Genomic DNA, 17,586 nt, shown 5'->3' with positions numbered 1-17,586 from the left:
TGTGAATGCAATTGGGGTCCGCTGGATCGCAGTTTCCACCGGCAAATAGCGGTCTATGGCAACCGTTTGCTACATCGGCCGGACGCATCAAACTACACTTGGGTGATGCTGCAGGACGAGGGAACACTGATCGGGCACTTTGGGCTGCCACGGTCCTGGCACCGAGTTGTTGTGGCTTATTGGCGTTGTTTGGGCGTGATCGTTGGCAACCTTTTTCGAATCCCGGATTGACGGATACGACCGTGGCGGATGCCTTCGCGAACGATCCGAACCTCGACGATCTCGCATTTTCGGATTGGCATGCCAAGCTGCGAAAAGGTGATCCCGAGTTCACGTCCCAACTTTGGGATCTGTACTTTCAACGGATGGTGCGATTGGCTCGGCAACGCTTGGTCGGCGCTTCCACCGCAGGTCGAGACGAAGAAGACGTTGCCCTTAGCGCGTTCAAAAGTTTTTGTCTCGGCGTACGCTCCGGTCGCATTTCGATTGATCCAGACGATGTCAATCTATGGCCGCTGCTGGTCACGATCACTCTGAACAAAGCCGTCGACCAAATTCGATACGAGAATCGGATCAAGCGGAATCCACCCGGCAGCCCGGCCGGTGGTGGAACCCAACCGGCGATCGAGCAACTGCGCAGCTGCGAACCGTCGCCGGCAAACCTAGCGGCCGCATCGGAGACGTTCGATAGCCTGCTGGATTGCTTGCGGCAAACGCAAGACGATGATTTGCAGATCATTGCCATCCGAAGCATCGAAGGGAACTCGGCGGGCGAGATTGCAGAATTGTTGGGCTGTTCGCCGCGCACGGTCCAACGCAAGTTGAAAACCATCCAAGCGATCTGGGAGGCACGGTTCCATCGTGACTGACCCAACACCTTCGGCATTCGATTCTTTGTTGCCTGAACAGATGATGGTCGTCAATCGTTACTGCGACCAGTTTGAACAACTGTGGCAACAGACACGCGCGGCTTCGCTGTCGCAGTTTTGGAATACCGTCGATCGCAGCGATCCGGACGTGGCTAGGACGTTGGTCGAAGAACTGGTCGCACTTGATATCCAGTACCGACGTAGGTTTGGGTTGCCGGTTCAGCGGGGCGGCTATGAAGATGAATTTCCGTCCCTGGCGAAATCTTTGGTGGACACTCTTATCGATGGGACCGTTGCGGATCAGGTTGCCGGGAACCGGTTTGAACCCGGCCACCGCATTGGCGACTATGTGATCGAGAAGTTGGCCGGCAGCGGCGGTATGGGGCAAGTCTATCGGGCCCGGCACAGCCTGATGGGGCGTCAGGTTGCGATCAAGTTGATGCAGCGGCATGTCTATCAAGATCCGGTGGCACGAAAACGATTCAAACGCGAGGTTCAGTCGCTGGCATCGTTGTCGCATCCAAATATCGTCACCGCTTTTGATGCGCGAGACGTCGACGGTGAATGGTGCCTGGTAACCGAATGGGTCGAAGGGGCAACCCTTTCGGCCGCGGTTCGTGCACGCGGGCCGTTGCCTGAATCCGAAGTCATCGAGATTGGAATTCAAGCGGCGCAGGGTTTGGGATACGCACACGATGCGGGCGTGATTCACCGAGATGTAAAGCCTAGCAATCTTGTGATCGGATCGGATGGGCAAGTCAAAATCCTTGACCTGGGAATCGCTCGACTGGATTGGGAACGGGATCGCGATTCGTCAACCGATCCGCTGACGCAGTCGCATCACATGATGGGCACCGCAGAGTTTCTTGCGCCGGAACAGGCTCGGTCACCGCAACAAGCAGGCGTCTCCAGCGACATCTATAGCCTTGGATGTACGCTTTTCTTTCTGATCAGTGGGCGTCTTCCCTACACGGGCGATTCACCGATCGATGTGATCTTGAAGCACGCCGATTCGCCAACGCCTGCTCTATCGGACCTCTCGTCTGCGGCCCGCGTCTCCGACCGAATCAGTCGACTTGTTCATCGCATGATGGACAAAGATCCGGCCAACCGACCGGCTTCGATGGCCGACGTCGTCAGCGAACTGTCGGGTTACCACGCTGCCGGATCGGATCCAGATCGATCACGCAGTGCAGGTCGCCGCGGACGACTTGCACGTCGTCTGTCCGTGGCTGTCGCAGCCTGTGGGGTGATCGGGTTGGGGGGGTGGTGGGTTGCACCGCAGTCGCCGTCTGCCTGGACGGCCGGCCATCGGGATGAATCGGCAGTCCGTTTCAATGGCCGCGGCAGTTACGCAATCGTTCCCGAATTTGATGTTCCCGTCGGCGATGACGCGATGATCGAAGTCGTGGTGACACCACGCATGGGGGCAGTGCCTGCGAATATCGTTACCTGGACAGGTTCCGAAAGCTTGATCTTGTTCACCGCAAACGGACAAAAATGGGGCGTTGCATCGCTGCGTGACGGTGAATCGACTCTGGTGGTTTCTAATCAGCAAATCGTGTTCGGCAAGACCAGCGTTGTTGCGGCGCAGCGGCGAGGGACGGATTTGAAACTTTGGTTAGACGGGGAACCGATCAGCACCCGGCCGCTAGAGTATCGGATTCAATCCAGCGATCCGGTTCTGTGTTTTGGTGGTGTTCCCAGGGATCTGTTTCCGGGGGAAAGCAATGGGCGGTTTTTCGCAGGGGACCTGCGCCGCATTCGCCTTTCCAAGTCACCGTTGCCCCGGCCGGCGCAGACGATCGAAGACCTAACGAGTTTGGAATCGACGGTCGCGCTGTTCGACTTTCACGAGGGTGCGGGGCGGGCAACTACGGATCGCACGCCGTTTCGCTGGAGAGCGAGTTTGATCGAAGCCGCTTGGGCCAAATAGCCAAGCGGCCCCGCTAGTGTTGAAAGGAGTGCTGAGGGGAGGTGCAGCAGTCTTTGCGATCCAGCGTCTTGCCGTGCCGTCGGCGGCTACCGACCAGCATGGTTGTGTTTCAGCTGCAAGTCGTGGTTAGGGCAGGTGTGCACCGCGATGGCCGAGCAATCCGACGTACCGCGGTCAACAGAACACCTTGCATCACGCTGCAACCGGCTACGAACTAGCTTGCCACTTGTACGCGTCGTCGACGACGTGTTTCGACAGCCAGGATGCCGACCAAGATCACCGCGAACGTGCTCGGCTCGGGGACCGCACTCACTCGCGAATAGCCAAGATCCGTCAGGATGCCGATTTCAAGGCTGCTCCATGTTCGGGCTTCTTGCGGGCCGTAGTCACGATTGGGTTTCATCATGAAGTTCATGTCCTTCGTGGGCATCGAAAATGTCGCTTCATCCAGATGGCTTTGGTCTGGGTCGTCAAACAGGTTCGGTTGGGATCCGAAAGCCAGAAAGGCGTTGGGGCCTGCGAACAGGCCGCCGTCGGTCTGTGCATTCGCGAATGCGGTCGCGTCGACTATCTGGGTGTTTGGATCGATCAGCTTAGCACCGCTTTTGTCCGTTAAGAACTCATCCCATTTCGACCAGCTACCTGGCGTTCCCGATTCCGTACTGCCTTCATCAAACCGGTCTGCCGCGGGAGTACCTGAAATCTCGCTGCCGAAGCCCAGTGCGTGTGTAAATTCGTGGAACATCGCGGCGTAGAAGTCGAACGTTTGGCCTGCACCCGGGGCAACTGCTGGTGTATTCGGGTCAAGTTCCCAGGCGTAGCCCCAATTCACGTCCACATACCCATCCAAACTCGCTCCGTTGACGTCAGAGCCAGAGACCAGCTTGTTTCGGATCACTTCACCGGCTCCAAAAGTGCCTGGCGATTTTTCAAAGTTCGAACCCGCAGACGCAAGCGTCGTTAATTCCGTGTCATTCGTGCTGGTGACCGCAAACGAAATCGTTCCGCTGTTGGAAAAATGGCTTCCAAACAGGTTCGAGAACAATTGACCCGCGGTGTCTAAGGCCGCCTGCCGTGCGATGCCTTCGGTCGGATCAAGGAATCCAACGTTACCGACGTTGTTGCTGTAGTCAAAGTTGAACAGGATCTCGGCTTGATAGTGGCCACCGGGAATTATTCACCCATAGCCCACAAATCGCTGAGAAGGATGCCCCGATGGGCTTGGCCAACAACCAGGAATCCGGGACCTGCGTCGATCAGTCGATCGCTGGTTTTGCGAGGATTTGGCCAAAGAATTTCGCCAACCGCGGCATCTCTAGACAGCGATGCGATCGCCGAACGCTATAAGCTTGCTGCCCCATCGGTTTGGCCGCAGACGTCCAGTGACCAAAATCACATGAAGGTAGCTCTGATCGAAGAGGGCGTTCACGCAGGACTGCGGTGCAGAACGCAGCGATACTGCAGCCGGGCATGCCTTCGCGGTGGGCGGCGGATCAGTCGGCTTGCTGGCGTGCTTTTTGGTCGTGGAGTCCCCAGTCTTTCAGCAACGCCTCGGCGGGTTGATCTTTGGGGTCCTGCAGATTCAGCGAGGTGGGCAGTTGGCTGGGCGGAAGGGAGGACACCGTCATGGCCTGTTCCAGTGGATCCAACCCCAGTGCGATTTGCATCTGTGCCAGCGCCGCGAACCAATTCTGTTGAGCTTCGATCAACTTGATCTCGGTCTCGTTGGCTTTCGTTTCCAGCAGGTTCAGGTAGATCAGGTCGATCTTGCCTCGGTCGAAGGCAAACCGATAACGATCCAGCGTTTCGATGACCGTTCGCAACGAAACCTCGGCTTGATCGACGATCTGTCCGGACAGCATCAGCGAGTTGTAAGCCGTGCGCAGCTCGACGCCGATCTTGTCGCGAACCAAGCGAAGTTTTTCGTTGGTCTGTGCGATCTTTGCCGTCGTCGACTGGATTTTGCCGCGTGCTTTGCGTCGTTGGATCGGGACCTCGCTGGTGAATCCGATCACCAATTCGAACTCACCTTTATCATCCGACTTCGTCGCCGGTTCGCCCATGTCCTGCGATGCTTCGGCGATGAATTCGAACCGCGGCAACATTTGGTTGTTGGCGAGTTGCCGATCGAGTTGGATGCCACGGATTTCATACTGCAAGATTTGTGGTTCTGGTCGTCGCGTCAATGCGGCGGCCAGGTCCGTTTGGAAGTCGCTGGGCGGCGGAGCTTGAATGTCGGGGAAGCGTCGTGGGACCCACTGATCGTCAGGCACGATCGGGCGTCCCAAATCGTCTCGCAGGTACAAGCCCATTTTGAAGTTGGTTTCGCGATACTTACGCTCGGTTTCCAACACCTTGGTCGATCGTTCTGCGATCAACTGCTGGTTCAGAATCAGGTCGATTTCGGCGAACTTGCCTGCTTCCACCCCGACCTCGTATTGCTGGCCGCGCTCTTCTGCTAGTTGCAGCAGTTCACGCTGCGCTTGCAATGCCGCTCCCGAGGCGACCCACTGCCAATAGGTCGTCGTCGCTTCTAGAGATACACCTAGCAGGGCTTGCTGAATGGCGGGGCCAACGGATTGCTGTGCCAATGCAGCTTGGAAAACAGCCACGCGTTGTGGGTCGATGGCGCGGCCTTGCAACAACGGTTGTGCGATCGACAGTTTGAATTCGCCCGCGTCATCGGTTTGGCGTTCTTTGTACCAGGGTTGATAGTAGCCGCGTCCGATGCGATAGCCTGCTTCGACATATCCACCCCACCAATTTTGGCGCGCCAGTTTCAGGCCGTTGCGGTAGTTTTCGTAGAACCCGGTTGGCTCGGAAAGCGAGTACGTCAAGAACTTGGTGTCATAGGCGCCGCGTGCCGACAACATCTCGCCGCTTGTCAGTCCAGCCTGTTGGCGAGCGCGTAGAATCTCTGGATAGGACCTGTAAACACTGGCGATGACATCGGCAAGCATCAGCGCATCGTCCGAGTATCGATCGGAATCTGCTTGCGGACGATCGGCGTTTGGATCGGCCGACCCGGTTGGGGCGGAGCCCGTCGGATCCGGCAACGAATCGGGATCGCTAGGATCGTCCGATGTTGCGCCCGACGACGAATCGATCAGGTCATCTTGTGTGATCGCCAAAAACTGCGCAAACGTCATCGTGTCGACCGCACCCTCGGAAACCGACGATGGATCATCGGCCTGGGTGCGACCGGAAAACAGGACAACGTGGACCAGCAGAATGTGGACCAGCAGAATAGCGAACAGCAGAGTCGGGGACCGCAGGCCGATGGACGACAGTCCCCGCGGTGGTATCAACCGTGGGCTTCGTTTCGCGTCGGATGGAAAGGTCATGCCTTGGGCAACTTGACTTTGGTGGACTTTTCCTTGGGTTGATAAGGCTCTTGCCGGGAGACAACCGGCGGGAAGCCGTTCAATTGACGCCATATCTCTTGGCCCAGAGGAACACGATTCAGCAGCACCCACCCGTTTGCGCGGACGCCCTGCCGTAGGTATCGGTCATCCGGCCAACCATTCTCCCGATCAAAATGATTTTCCGGGGTCACCAGCACCCGAAAGTTGCCTCTCCCGTCGTCGGTCGGGAAAACTCGGTTGACTTTTCCGCCAAAAGTGCCGACGGCGACCGATGGCCATCCGACAAATTGGACGGCCGGCCAGCCTTCGAACTGCAGCCGCACCTGGGCCCCTTCTCGGATCAGCGGCATGTCATTGCCACTCACCTTCATCTCCACTGCCAGGACTTCTGTGTCCGGCACGATCACAAACAACTGGTCGCCTTCCTTGATCGTGTCGCTGCCTTCGACGCCATACCATTCCTGGATTCGGCCGGATCGCGGCGCACGCACCTCTAGCCGATCGAGTTCGCCGCGTTTATTGCGTAGGTCCAAAACCTCTTTTTCGATCGTGTTGATCTTCTGCATCGATTCGAGCACCTTTTGTTCGGCACTTCGGTTCTTGATAGCGATGTCTTGAAGTTTCGATTCGATCTCTTCTTCTTTGGATATCAGCGCCGCCGATAACTCGTGGACCGCGTTCTGTGCTTTCTGGACTTTTGCGATTTGGGATTCGACCGACTGTCGTTTGCTGAACAGTTCCTCGCGGGACACCAAGCCTTTGTCGGCAACGTCTTCGGCGATTCGCAATTGGTTGCGTTTGTCCTGCAGTTCAGCTTCCAGCGAAGAGACTTCGTTCCTGGATTGTTCCCATTTTTGTTTGGCAGCCTCCAGATCCTGTTTCAGCGATTCGGTCAGACTTTTGCCACCGCTTTCTTGAAGCATGACGGCTTGCTTGGCCACCTCCAGCCCGGACCAGGCTGCCGCTTCCTTGGATTCAATCGCAATGATTTGCGTATCGATCTGTGACACTCCGTCCACCGAAAACGGTGATAGACGCAGCAACAGTTCGTCCTTTTCGACGTAGCTCCCCTCACGCAGTCCCGGTTTGACGTACTCCACCACCCCCTTCGATGGACTGCGGACAGGTTGCGGGCGGTTCTGCGGATCCACGGCCACCACCGTTCCCACACCGCTGGCGGTTTGTTGCCACGGCAAGAACAACATCGCAATGATCGATAGGAATAATCCCAGCAGGGTTAGCCGACCGACAAAGCGGATCCAGTTGCCGGTGCGGACCAGTTGCATCGACGCAAAATCATCGGACGATGGAAAGACGGAAATCATGAGTTGGCTTTCGGGTCGGATGTTGGATTGTCAGATGAATTCGTATCGGCCGATGACTGCTGGCGCAGGAACAAGGTCTGGTCGCAGAGATCGGCAACATCGCTTCGATTGGTAAACACCAGCAGAGTCCACTCGTCGGGCACCGCCGCAATGTGTTGCCACAGCGAATCGCGCGTCGATGGATCTAGGTCGTCCAGCAAACCGTCGATGACTAGCAACTTGGGGCGAACGGCCAACGCACGTGCCACCAGCAAGCGGACAATCTGCTCGTCGCAAAGCGGGTGGCCACCGGTTTGCAATGTCGTTTGCAAGCCGTTTTCCAACTGCTCGATCGTGGCGGTCAAGCCAACTTGGGCGACCACTTGGCGAACCCGGTGTTGGCCGATCCCGCGACGTCCCAAGTCAATGTTTTCACGAACGGTCCCATGAAAGATGTCTCGCATCCCGGCATAGGCCACCAATTTTCCCATTCCAGAGGTGGCTGCCTGAGCGGCTTCGATTCCACAGATCTGGATCAATCCCTCTCGCGGATCTGTCAAACCAGCGACGGCGCGGGCCAGATAGGACCGGCCGCTGACGTCATCGCCGGTGATGGCGACACGATCGCCAGGTCGGATCGTGGCCGAGGGAATCTTGGAACTCCATCCGGTTCCGCGAAAGGACAGGTTGGACCACGAAACCGCTGCCGGCCCTTCGTCGACCGCTCCGATCTCGATCTTCTGGTCGGCCGGGATATCGATCAGGTGCCCAACTTTGTCGATGCCCGCCATCAAGTCATAGAACTTTTCCAGCGACTTCCCCGCTTTGGCAAATGCGCCCACGACAACCGTCACGATCAATTCGCTGGCGACCAATTGGCCAAGGGTCAATGCACCACCAATGACCAACCATCCGCCAAGGGCCAACAAAGCAGTCGAAGCCACCACTTGGACCACCATTGCAAAACCAACCTGACGGATGACGACGCGGAATTGCCGCTGGCGGGCGGCGATGTAATCCGCGGTCAAACGGTCGGTTCGTTGGATCGCCAAGACCTCGCCACCGCTGGTCTTGAATATCGATGGTTGCGCGATCACGTCTTGCAACCAGTGTGCGACCCGGTACTTGGCCACCGATTCTTCGATCGATGTGCGAATGCCACCTCGACCCAACACCCAAATGATCGACACCATCGAAATCACCAGGACGACGTCGAAACCCAACAGGAACGGGTGATAGAACGCCAGTACGATCATCCCCAAGACGGTCGTCAGAACAATCGAAACCCCGTCTAGCAACAACACCGCGGTTGCTTTCTGGATCGTCATGATGTCGAAAAAACGATTGGCAAGCTCACGCGGATATTCGCTTTCGAGATGGGCCTGGTTGGCACGCGGGAACCGGTGGGCCAGGTCGCTTGCGATCCGCACGAACTGGCGACGTTGGATGATTTCCACCACCACGGTCTGCAGCACGCGGAGCACGCCGGCGATGCTAAGACAGGTCAACAACATCAATCCCAAAATGATCAACGGTTGAAACTGAGTCCCCCAGCTAACCACATTGACCAAAGATTCGACCGCCAAAGGTGTCGCCAGTGTCAGCACGCCTGCGACCAATGCGAACAACACGACCATCCCGACATCGCCCCGGTCTAGCGATAACAATCCGATGAATCGTCGCAGCGGGGTGGGATGTGCGTGATCGCCAGAGTGCCCCGGCGAACTGGCAGAGATCGATTCGCACTCGAACTGTTTGCGGGCGATCAGCATCCGCGGTTGGTCTGAAGACGAAAATAGCTTGGTAAGTTGTCGGCGGCTGATCACTTTCGAATTGACTTGCTCGCTGGTCGTGAACATCTCGACCGAACGCCAATTCGCTTTTTCTAAGACACGCAGCGTACCGTCGTCATAGGCAAGCACGACCGGGTGCCCTTCGCTAAGAAAACCAAAAGCCTCCTTTCCCGATTCCAGGTGCGTTTCGTCCAGCACGATGCCCGCCTGGGTGGCGCTCGTCTGCAGCACCCACAATGAATCTTCGCCGGTCGGCATCGAATCATTCGAAAGAACATCCGCCAAATCGATCGGAACATTCAGGCTTTGCCCGACCCGTGTCAGTGCCCGAAGAACCGATTGATCGTCAGGGGCGACCGAGTCGGTGTGATGAGTTGGGTCCATACGCGTCAGACTAAAGTTATCGAAGAACGAATGTTGAAAATGGAATAGGTCAGTAATCTTCGCATATAACCGCAAAGAAGGGTCTATGATTTTTGCCGCATCATGCGGTACTGCATCCTGTCATGCCAATGCCGTTTGGCAGTGCATCCCGTCGCGACAATGGCTTGGATCTTGCCGGTGAAGTGCCAGCCTGGCCCCGCAGCGCAAAGCTGTGAAGCGTTCATTCCCCACATTTGGGGCGGTTTCTCGTAGCGGAACTCGTCAAGAGTTTCGTTGATTAAGTCGAACTTCCAACGGCAATGGTGAGCCGCTGGCCGTGAGGCCGCGGGCATTGGGGGGATTCCCGGCCGCTCACGCGATTACGGCTCACTCAATCGATTAACCGTCAACCGTTTCCTCCTAGGGTTGTGGGATCACCAAACGTCTTGGCGACTTCCGCATGCCAGGTGCTTCACTGCATTGCCCGCGTCGGGGCCGGTTAAACCAGTGACCCGCAGACTTCTGGTTGCGGATCAAGCCAATCCATCGATTTTGGCAAGTCCTGATGCAACTGAACCCAATCTCCGTTTTCTTGGTATCGATAGCGATGGTCGCCCTCGATTGCGATCAGGTGCACCCACGCGTTTTGCAATCGATCCCGGACCTGGGCATGTTTGTCGATGACCTTGTCAATCGCCGCACGCGGCGCGACGATCACGGCTTGCAATCGCAGCGGGATGTGTTGGACTTGGTCCCCACAGCGGAGCGACTGTTCGGGCAATCCCGATTGCAGGTCGCCACCGTTTCCTGAAAACACGCCGAATCGTCCCACCACGTTGTGGATGGTCTTGTTTCCACTGCCGAAGTGACGATTGTCGACCGACGATGCGTAGTACTGCATGTTGATCCAATGGGCGACGACCATCGGTGCGGTCATGATCGCTTCCAGAACATCCCCGTTCAGGTCCGAATCGCAGTCATAGCTGTGCAGAAAAACTCGTCCGTCCAAATCTGCATTCTTCGTCAGGCAGCGTGGGCCGATGATCATCGCTGCGTTCCCCGCCAAACCCCACTCGGGACGCGTTTGCGACCAATCCGACGCTCGTGCGATGACAGCGTCCGACGACGCTTCGCCAACGCTGCTCTGGCGTTCTTGTCGAGTGAATTCGCCGGCGACGTCTGTGATCGATTGCAGGTCCGCGACACGCGACTGGTGCGACGCGGGGACCGATTCCAGGTCCAGCCACTCGATCTGGTCCGTGGTCGTGTTGTGCCACCCAGCCATGAAATGGGTGTCGGCCGGGATCTCGATTCCGCGTTCGCTCAATCGCGCTCGGACACTTCGGTCGTTCAACAGCATGGCTGCCAATCGAGCATTCGGTGCGCCCGAATGTCCGCCGCATGCACCACAATCCAAGCCAGCCGCCAACGGGTTGTTGTCCGTTTGGCTGCCGTGCCCGCAAAAGGCCACCAGCGAAGCAAAGTTGTCGGTCAGCCCCATCCCCGTCAGCAGGCCTGCGGCGAAATCGGCCTGTTGATCCGTGGTAACGTTCTGGTCCTGAAGATGAGACAAGCTGAACTGCAGTCCGTGTCCGCCGATGCCATCGGTTTCGGGGGTCGACGTCTTCAGACTGCGCCCGCCAAGTCGGGCTGCGAGTTCCAACGCATCCAATAGTCCCATCGTTTCAACAAACGAGAAGCAACCGACCGCCGAGGATTGGAAACGTTTCCATAGCTTTCGCCATGTTCGCACGCTTTGGCGTCTCCCCACCGCCTGCGAATGATCGTGTCCCGATTCGTCGACACAGCCCGCTAGTTTTTCCTTTAACTGAAACTTTGGCTTCAGCAGGACGGGGGCATGCACGTTGCCGGATTCTTGTCCCAAGGGAACGTATTCGAATGGCAGTCCAAAGAACCCGGCAAAGCCAAGCGTTTCGACCTGATTAGATTCGACTTCGATGTGGCGTCGAACTCGTTCCGATCGCACGTCGATACAGAAAGCGATCTGGGCTAGTTTCGTTGCCCCGTGAGCGTGCAGCGTTGGCTGCGGCAATTCGCCCGCTGGCAAACCATCCACGGCCAAATCGCTGGAAAGCCTACCGGTGCTGGTGTGTGTCGACGGCTTCAGTCGGCTTAGCAACTGATCTCGGAATGCGATCTCCGATGCAAGTAGTAGCACGCTTCGAATCGCCCTGGATTCGGGATCTGCAGTGGTCTGTGACGGGCTTGGGTGACGCAGCAGTGAATGCCAATCGATATGAAAGTCAAAGGTTTCGCTGATCGCCACATCGTAGGCAAGTGCGATCGCCAACAGGCCTCGGAAGTCATGCGATTCGATCGATTCGTCTTGCATGTCTTGGAATTTTGTCCAGCCGCTCCATCCGGGAATCGAGAACGCATGAGCGAGCAAGTAGGTTTCCCAAAGTGATTCGGGAAGATCGAGACGCTGCAGCAGATGAAGAATGGTTGCGTCGACCGTATGCGGCAGGTCGCTTACGAATTTGCGGAATCCGTCCAACCCTAGCAGTTCGATGCCACGGTCAATTTGTGCGGCACTTCGCCAAGCTTGGTACAGCGGTTGATCCTTCCATGGATTGCCCCAGGCGGAATGATCCTCTTGGTAATAGGACGCACAGAACTTTCCGATCTCTTCACAAACCGTGGCGCTCCAATCGATATCGCCGGACGCGCTGAGGTGTGCCGTCAACGTGCTGACACGTGGAAGCTTCGCCGGTGGATTCAAAGCATCGATTTCGGCGGAAGTTGATGGATGATCGCTCTGCAGAAGGTCCATCACTTGGGCGACGGTCACCGACTGTGCCGTGACACCGGCTCGTTCGCCCAAGGCGGATTCGATGTGACGTTGATCGATCGCCCCCCGATGATACTCGCTTGCGAAGTGAGCCATCGATGGCAGTAGTTCGCACTGCGAGAAGGTTCGCAGGTAATCGCCTGCTTCGGAAAACGGACGTTCGGTCAGACCGGCGTAGGGATTGACGGCGATCAGATCTTTTAGCGGCCATACCGGGGCGACCACTTCGGTCACCTGTGCCAACAATTGTTCGAACTGTCGATGGACATGAGGTTCGTCATAAGAGGCTGGCATGAAGACCGACAAGGGGGGGTGACCAGCTTGCTTTGGGGTGATGGATTTCATGGTGTGTCTCGGACTTGGATGGTTGGGGAAGGCACTGGACGCGGAGAATACTGGACGCCGTGGGTTAGGTGGATGCGAAGGAGCGAGACAGGCGGCGGACGATTTGTTCGACGTAGAAGCCGTTGGATGCGTGCACGTAGGCGGGCTTCAGCCATGCAGGTGGATTCGCCGAGGTCACTGAACGCTGCAAGGCAAAGATCCCCAGGAAGGGAATCGCGACCGCTGCCATCGCGATCGCGTTTCCAAGATGAAGCGGTACGGTGGGGACCGCTCCGGCGATCAAGTGACCGACCGCAGCAAAACCGGCCGCGTATAGCACGCACATCACGCCAGCCATCACGATGGATAGAAGCACCAGTTTGCGTTCCCCGGTTCCCATTGCTTCGCTGACCCACTGTGACAATGCCAAGCAAAGAATGCCGCCCAGGACCAAGCCGCCCGGCTTTTCCAAGACCGAGATTCCGAACAACGTCCATGTGATCGCTAACATCGTGCAACACAACGTTGCGGCCAAAGCAACCTGGGGCCAAGCGACCGGTTGTGGAACATCATGCGAACCCAGTGTTGCCTGTTGATCTCGCAACACGCTGCCGGATCGCAGGAACGCATTGGCTTTATAAAGCGAGTGGGCGACCAGATGGAGCGTTGCCGCGACGTAGGCACCCAAGCCGATTTGCAGCATCATGAATCCCATCTGAGCGATGGTCGAATACGCCAGTGACTTTTTGACACTGGTTTGAGTCATCATCACCACGACGCCCAAACATGCTGTCATCGTCCCAATCGCCACCAACGAGTAAAGGGCCGCCGGCGATAGTGCGAAGACATGCCCGAATCGTATGATTAGGTATCCGCCCGCGTTCACGATCCCCGCGTGCATCAAAGCCGATACAGGCGTGGGGGATTCCATCGTTTCAGGTAGCCAGGTGTGGAACGGGAACTGAACCGATTGGGTCACCGCCGTCACAACCAACAATCCGCACACCGCATGCATTGCCGTCGGGATTGGAATCGAACCGCTGGCCATCGATCGTGCCGATTCGAAAATTTCGACCAGCCCGAACGTTCCAAACTGTTGGTACAACAAAACCACCGCAGTGATCAGGGCGGCGTCGCCAACCCGATTCAATGCAAACTTTGTCCAGGCAGCGCGGCGTGCCCCTTCGCGATCCTGATTCAATACCAACAGTTGATGCAGTCCTAAGTTGGTCGCGATCCATCCCATCACCAGAATGATCAGATGGCCCGAGAGAACCATTAGGCTGACCGATCCAATGGTGAAGGCTGCCCAGCGGAAGTAACGACTTTGGTTCGATTCGCCGTCGAGGTATCGAATCGAGTATTGGCAAGTGACCCAGCCAACGAAGCTGATCAACGCCAGCATCATTGCCGAAAGCCCGTCCATCAGGATCGTGGGTGACGGTTGGAACGATTTAATCCATGGGACGTCTGACCCGCCCGGCAGCGGACGGTCCAGAACACTCAGCACCAGCAGAGACATCGCGATCGCGAACTGGCAGGCAACTGCCACGGTGATGACGTGGCGGAATCGGGCGACCGCACGCCTGGCGACCGAATCGGGCACCAAGACCGCTGCAACAAGCAGCATCGGGATCACAGCGGGCAGGAAATCCAACCAAGTAAGCATCATCGAAACCTCCGCAGGTGAGAAGTAGGAGACGCGAAATCTAAAGCACGACATATGTGTCGTCAATTGAGTTTCGTCCTTTTGCAGGCTCTGGATGAGACGATTTGGGCGCCGTGAGGGCTCCGAATCGTGAAGGAAGCCGTCATTTGCGGCTTTTTTTATGGAAATTCGAGTCGCGAAAATAAATTCGTGTTTTTCAGTGCTACAATCGTTCGCTTCGCCGGACGACATCGAAATCGCTTCGGCCGGCATTTGGTTCAAGGGGTCCGGGGCTCGGACGGGAGATCAGCAGTGGCAGCAAAAAGGGCAATGCGAAACCAGGATTCCCTCCCCCGCACGACTCCGCCGGCGCCCGCCGAGGGCCGCCCACCGGCTCGATGGACTTTCTTGACCAATCACGCACATGTCCTGATCGTCTTGAACGCTCAGCCGGATCTGGTGCTACGGGAAGTCGCCGTCCAGGTCGGGATCACCGAGCGGGCGGTGCAGCGGATTGTGCAGGATCTAGAGGAGGAAGGCTTCATTCGCCGCGAGAAGGTGGGGCGAAAGAACCACTACGAAGTCCTGACAGACCAACCGCTGCGGCACCCCATCGAAGCGCATCGCAATATCGGCGACCTGTTGAAGCTGATCACCGGCTGAACAAGTGGCAGCCGCAACAACAGCGTCCGAACCCCATCGACCGCTGTCGTCCGCTGTCGATTAACCGTGTGTCCATCAGGCCCCGCGTTTTGGGTTGTGGACGCACGGGGCGTTGCCCACGCGGTGAAACGATTCTGGGGCGGGTTCGACTATCCGCTGTCGTTTAACCGTGTGCCCGTCGGGCCACGCGTTTGGGGATGTGGACGCACGGGGCGTTGCCCACGCGGTGAAACGAATTTGTGGCGGGTTCGACTATCCGCTGTCGTTTAACCGTGTGCCCGTCGGGCCACGCGTTTGGGGATGTGGACGCACGGGGCGTTGCCCACGCGGTGAAACGAATTTGTGGCGGGTTCGACTATCCGCTGTCGTTTAACCGTGTGCCCATCGGGCCACGCGTTTCGGGTTGTGGACGCACGGGGCGTTGCCCACGCGGTTAAACGATTTTGTAGTGGGTTCGACTGTCCACTGTCGTTTAACCGTGTGCCCATCGAGACTGTGAATAATTGGCCGGTTGTGGCTTGACGCCGTGTTTTTGAAGTGGTTTTTCAAAAATTTTGGATTGCCGGTCGTCGTCAAAGTTTCAGGTTGAAGCTTCGGTGGTTCTTTTGTCTTGGTGGATCGCTTTGAAGCTTCGTTGGACGCGATGCGTCCAACGATTGGAGACCGGAGGCCAACCTCAAGGCGTCGCAGTACAGGATTGCCTCATCAGTGTTTGTAAAAATCCTAGGTTGTTCAATCGATTGAAGTTGTTCACCAGCACGTGCCAAAGCGTTTGGGCCATTGCTTTCTTCTGGCCACGAACCCGGAACTGATGAAGACCGCGATTACGACATTCCGCGTTGGGAAATTCAGCTATCGATGGACGTCGTCTCAACATCTCCTGCGCCTCGGGTGTCCCCATCCTCTTTCGATACCTCGCCATCGCGTCGCTATCGCCCGGCTTGCTCGCATGGGGATCCTTGCCGTTAGCGACTTGTCTTTTGATGTCCTTCAGTGGACCGTAAACCTCCGTCCCCGCAGCGTCCATCGCTTCGATATCGCTCGCTTTGGTGAACCCGCCGTCGACCAAGTAGTGTGCCGGCGTCACCCCATAGGTGCGGCAGATCGACTCGTACATCGGAAGCATCTCACCTTGATCGCTGCCCTGATTGTCAACGCTCACGCCGACGACAATTCGAGAGTCGCCGTCGCTGGCGAATTGGACGTTATAGGCGGGGCGAAAACCGCCGTCTCCCATCTTCATCCGCGCCGCTTCGGGGTCCGTTGTGGAGGCTCGTGGGGTCGACTTGCTTTTGCGTGATCGTTTCTCTTTACGACGTCGCTCAAGTTCTTTGAGGTTCTCTTGAGCCGCCTTGATACGCTCGAGTCGTTCGTCGGCAGCACGCTTGCGGGCGGCCTGTTCGGCCCGAGTTGCCGCGGCAGCTTCCTCGTCGGATCGCTCGGCGAGTTCCTTTACATAGTCTTCGGCAACCTCTTGCATCTGTTGGAGCGTCGATTCGGACCGAAACGAACTGCTGCCGGCCGAGGCACGCACCCGCATGCCATCCTGCCCGATGGTATCCAACGTGATCAGTTTTTCGCTCAGCAGCACGGCGATCGAGTCGCTAAGCAACTTCTCGAGATACTCGGCGTTGCCGCTGCGAAAGTCGCTCAGGGTGTGATGATTAACCGTGACATCGCCGCAGATCCACAGGTAGTGGAAGTCGCGGGTGGTCAAATCGCTCAAACGGCGGGCGCTACTGATCCCTTCGAGCGTTGCGTAGAACCACAGGGCGAAGAGGATTCGCGGATCGATCGGGGTGCGACCACGACCATCTACTTTCGATTTAATCTTCTCGTAAAGCGGTCCGAGGTCGAGCGATTCGCAGTACTGCCATACCAAACGAACGCGGTGCTCGCGGGCCACCATCTGGTCAAGCGAATAGAACCGCATCTCAACTTGGCTGCGTTCGGGGCGGTGGGTGCGAGCGGAACCACGCTGCTGAGCATCGGTTGGAATTTTCATGCAAATAATTTAGCCCCATGCAGAAATCCAACAAGCCAAAACTCAATTATTCACAGCCTCATCGGGCCACGCGTTTCGGGATGTGGACGCACGGGGCGTTGCCCACGCGGTGAAACGAATTTGTGGCGGGTTCGACTATCCGCTGTCGTTTAACCGTGTGCCCATCGGGCCACGCGTTTTGGGATGTGGACGCACGGGGCGTTGCCCACGCGGTGAAACGATTTTGTGGCGGGTTCGACTGTCCGCTATTGCGTCAACGGTGGTTGACGGACGCGGTCCCTAGTTGACGGTGATTCTATGATGCACAGAGAGATCAAGAAGCATGAAAACAAGGTAAATCGGCGTGGCAACCGGCTTTCCTTCCGCGGTTGGCTGCCACAGACGGCATGGCCCTTGCAGCATCCATTTCATGCAAGTCATGGGTGAGGTTTCCATTGATCTTCACCGATGAATTGTTCGTCTTGCGAACGCTCCGTCTCAACGAGTTCTCCCCTCAGTTTACTT

Annotated in this window: 11 protein-coding genes; 3 read left to right on the top strand and 8 right to left on the bottom strand. The window is 57.1% G+C overall.

From position 1 onward, the window contains the following. Positions 1-227: 227 nt before the first annotated feature. Positions 228-869 carry an ECF-type sigma factor gene (locus tag K227x_RS26810; RefSeq protein WP_218933564.1) on the top strand — a complete coding sequence of 214 codons (642 nt, stop codon included), beginning with the start codon at positions 228-230 and terminating at the stop codon, positions 867-869. Continuing rightward, entirely contained in the window at positions 862-2,805 is a 1,944-nt protein-coding gene (locus tag K227x_RS26805) for a serine/threonine-protein kinase (RefSeq protein ID WP_145175265.1), read from the top strand. Before K227x_RS26810 ends, K227x_RS26805 begins: the two co-directional genes overlap by 8 nt. Before the next feature lie 214 nt (positions 2,806-3,019). On the opposite strand, the gene K227x_RS26800 is transcribed toward K227x_RS26805, so the two are convergent. The 7 genes from K227x_RS26800 to K227x_RS26770 all read right to left on the bottom strand — a co-directional run bounded on the left by K227x_RS26800 (position 3,020) and on the right by K227x_RS26770 (position 14,438). Next, a complete protein-coding gene (locus tag K227x_RS26800; RefSeq protein WP_145175262.1) occupies positions 3,020-3,703 on the bottom strand; it encodes a PEP-CTERM sorting domain-containing protein in 684 nt (227 codons plus the stop codon). 595 nt (positions 3,704-4,298) lie between these two features. Further along, entirely contained in the window at positions 4,299-6,149 is a 1,851-nt protein-coding gene (locus K227x_RS26795; protein WP_145175259.1) for a TolC family protein, read from the bottom strand. Further along, positions 6,146-7,495, bottom strand: a complete 1,350-nt coding sequence (locus tag K227x_RS26790) for an HlyD family secretion protein (RefSeq protein WP_145175256.1) — start codon at positions 7,493-7,495, stop codon at positions 6,146-6,148. Before K227x_RS26790 ends, K227x_RS26795 begins: the two co-directional genes overlap by 4 nt. Next, positions 7,492-9,651: a peptidase domain-containing ABC transporter gene (locus K227x_RS26785; protein ID WP_145175253.1), complete on the bottom strand. Its 2,160-nt coding sequence runs from the start codon at positions 9,649-9,651 to the stop codon at positions 7,492-7,494. The genes K227x_RS26790 and K227x_RS26785 overlap by 4 nt, the downstream gene beginning before the upstream one ends. An 83-nt stretch (positions 9,652-9,734) precedes the next feature. After that, a complete protein-coding gene (locus tag K227x_RS26780) occupies positions 9,735-9,983 on the bottom strand; it encodes a hypothetical protein (protein WP_145175250.1) in 249 nt (82 codons plus the stop codon). A 146-nt stretch (positions 9,984-10,129) separates the two neighbouring features. Then, the gene (locus K227x_RS26775; RefSeq protein WP_145175247.1) at positions 10,130-12,787 is read right to left on the bottom strand and encodes a YbcC family protein; all 2,658 of its coding nucleotides are present in this window, start codon (positions 12,785-12,787) and stop codon (positions 10,130-10,132) included. A 64-nt stretch (positions 12,788-12,851) separates the two neighbouring features. After that, positions 12,852-14,438 (bottom strand): proton-conducting transporter transmembrane domain-containing protein, encoded by a 1,587-nt coding sequence (locus K227x_RS26770; protein ID WP_246146319.1) that lies wholly within the window; start codon positions 14,436-14,438, stop codon positions 12,852-12,854. 384 nt (positions 14,439-14,822) lie between these two features. Here K227x_RS26770 and K227x_RS26765 point away from each other — a divergent pair, with 384 nt between their 5' ends. Further along, positions 14,823-15,077, top strand: coding sequence for a helix-turn-helix transcriptional regulator (locus K227x_RS26765; protein WP_145175244.1), 255 nt, complete (start codon positions 14,823-14,825; stop codon positions 15,075-15,077). 676 nt (positions 15,078-15,753) lie between these two features. Here the strand turns inward: K227x_RS26765 and K227x_RS26760 are convergent. After that, the gene (locus K227x_RS26760; RefSeq protein ID WP_145169287.1) at positions 15,754-17,082 is read right to left on the bottom strand and encodes an IS1182 family transposase; all 1,329 of its coding nucleotides are present in this window, start codon (positions 17,080-17,082) and stop codon (positions 15,754-15,756) included. Between the last annotated feature and the right edge of the window lie 504 nt (positions 17,083-17,586).

This window comes from Rubripirellula lacrimiformis, assembly GCF_007741535.1.
In the GTDB taxonomy this organism is placed as follows: Bacteria; Planctomycetota; Planctomycetia; order Pirellulales; family Pirellulaceae; genus Rubripirellula; species Rubripirellula lacrimiformis.
This window is presented reverse-complemented; position numbering and strand designations above follow the sequence as displayed.

Coding starts and splice junctions, on each gene's coding strand:
- K227x_RS26795 (WP_145175259.1), bottom strand. CDS start 6,149: ATGACCTTTCCATCCGACGCGAAACGAAGCCCACGGTTGATACCACCG.
- K227x_RS26790 (WP_145175256.1), bottom strand. CDS start 7,495: ATGATTTCCGTCTTTCCATCGTCCGATGATTTTGCGTCGATGCAACTG.
- K227x_RS26785 (WP_145175253.1), bottom strand. CDS start 9,651: ATGGACCCAACTCATCACACCGACTCGGTCGCCCCTGACGATCAATCG.
- K227x_RS26780 (WP_145175250.1), bottom strand. CDS start 9,983: ATGCCCGCGGCCTCACGGCCAGCGGCTCACCATTGCCGTTGGAAGTTC.
- K227x_RS26775 (WP_145175247.1), bottom strand. CDS start 12,787: ATGAAATCCATCACCCCAAAGCAAGCTGGTCACCCCCCCTTGTCGGTC.
- K227x_RS26770 (WP_246146319.1), bottom strand. CDS start 14,438: ATGATGCTTACTTGGTTGGATTTCCTGCCCGCTGTGATCCCGATGCTG.
- K227x_RS26760 (WP_145169287.1), bottom strand. CDS start 17,082: ATGAAAATTCCAACCGATGCTCAGCAGCGTGGTTCCGCTCGCACCCAC.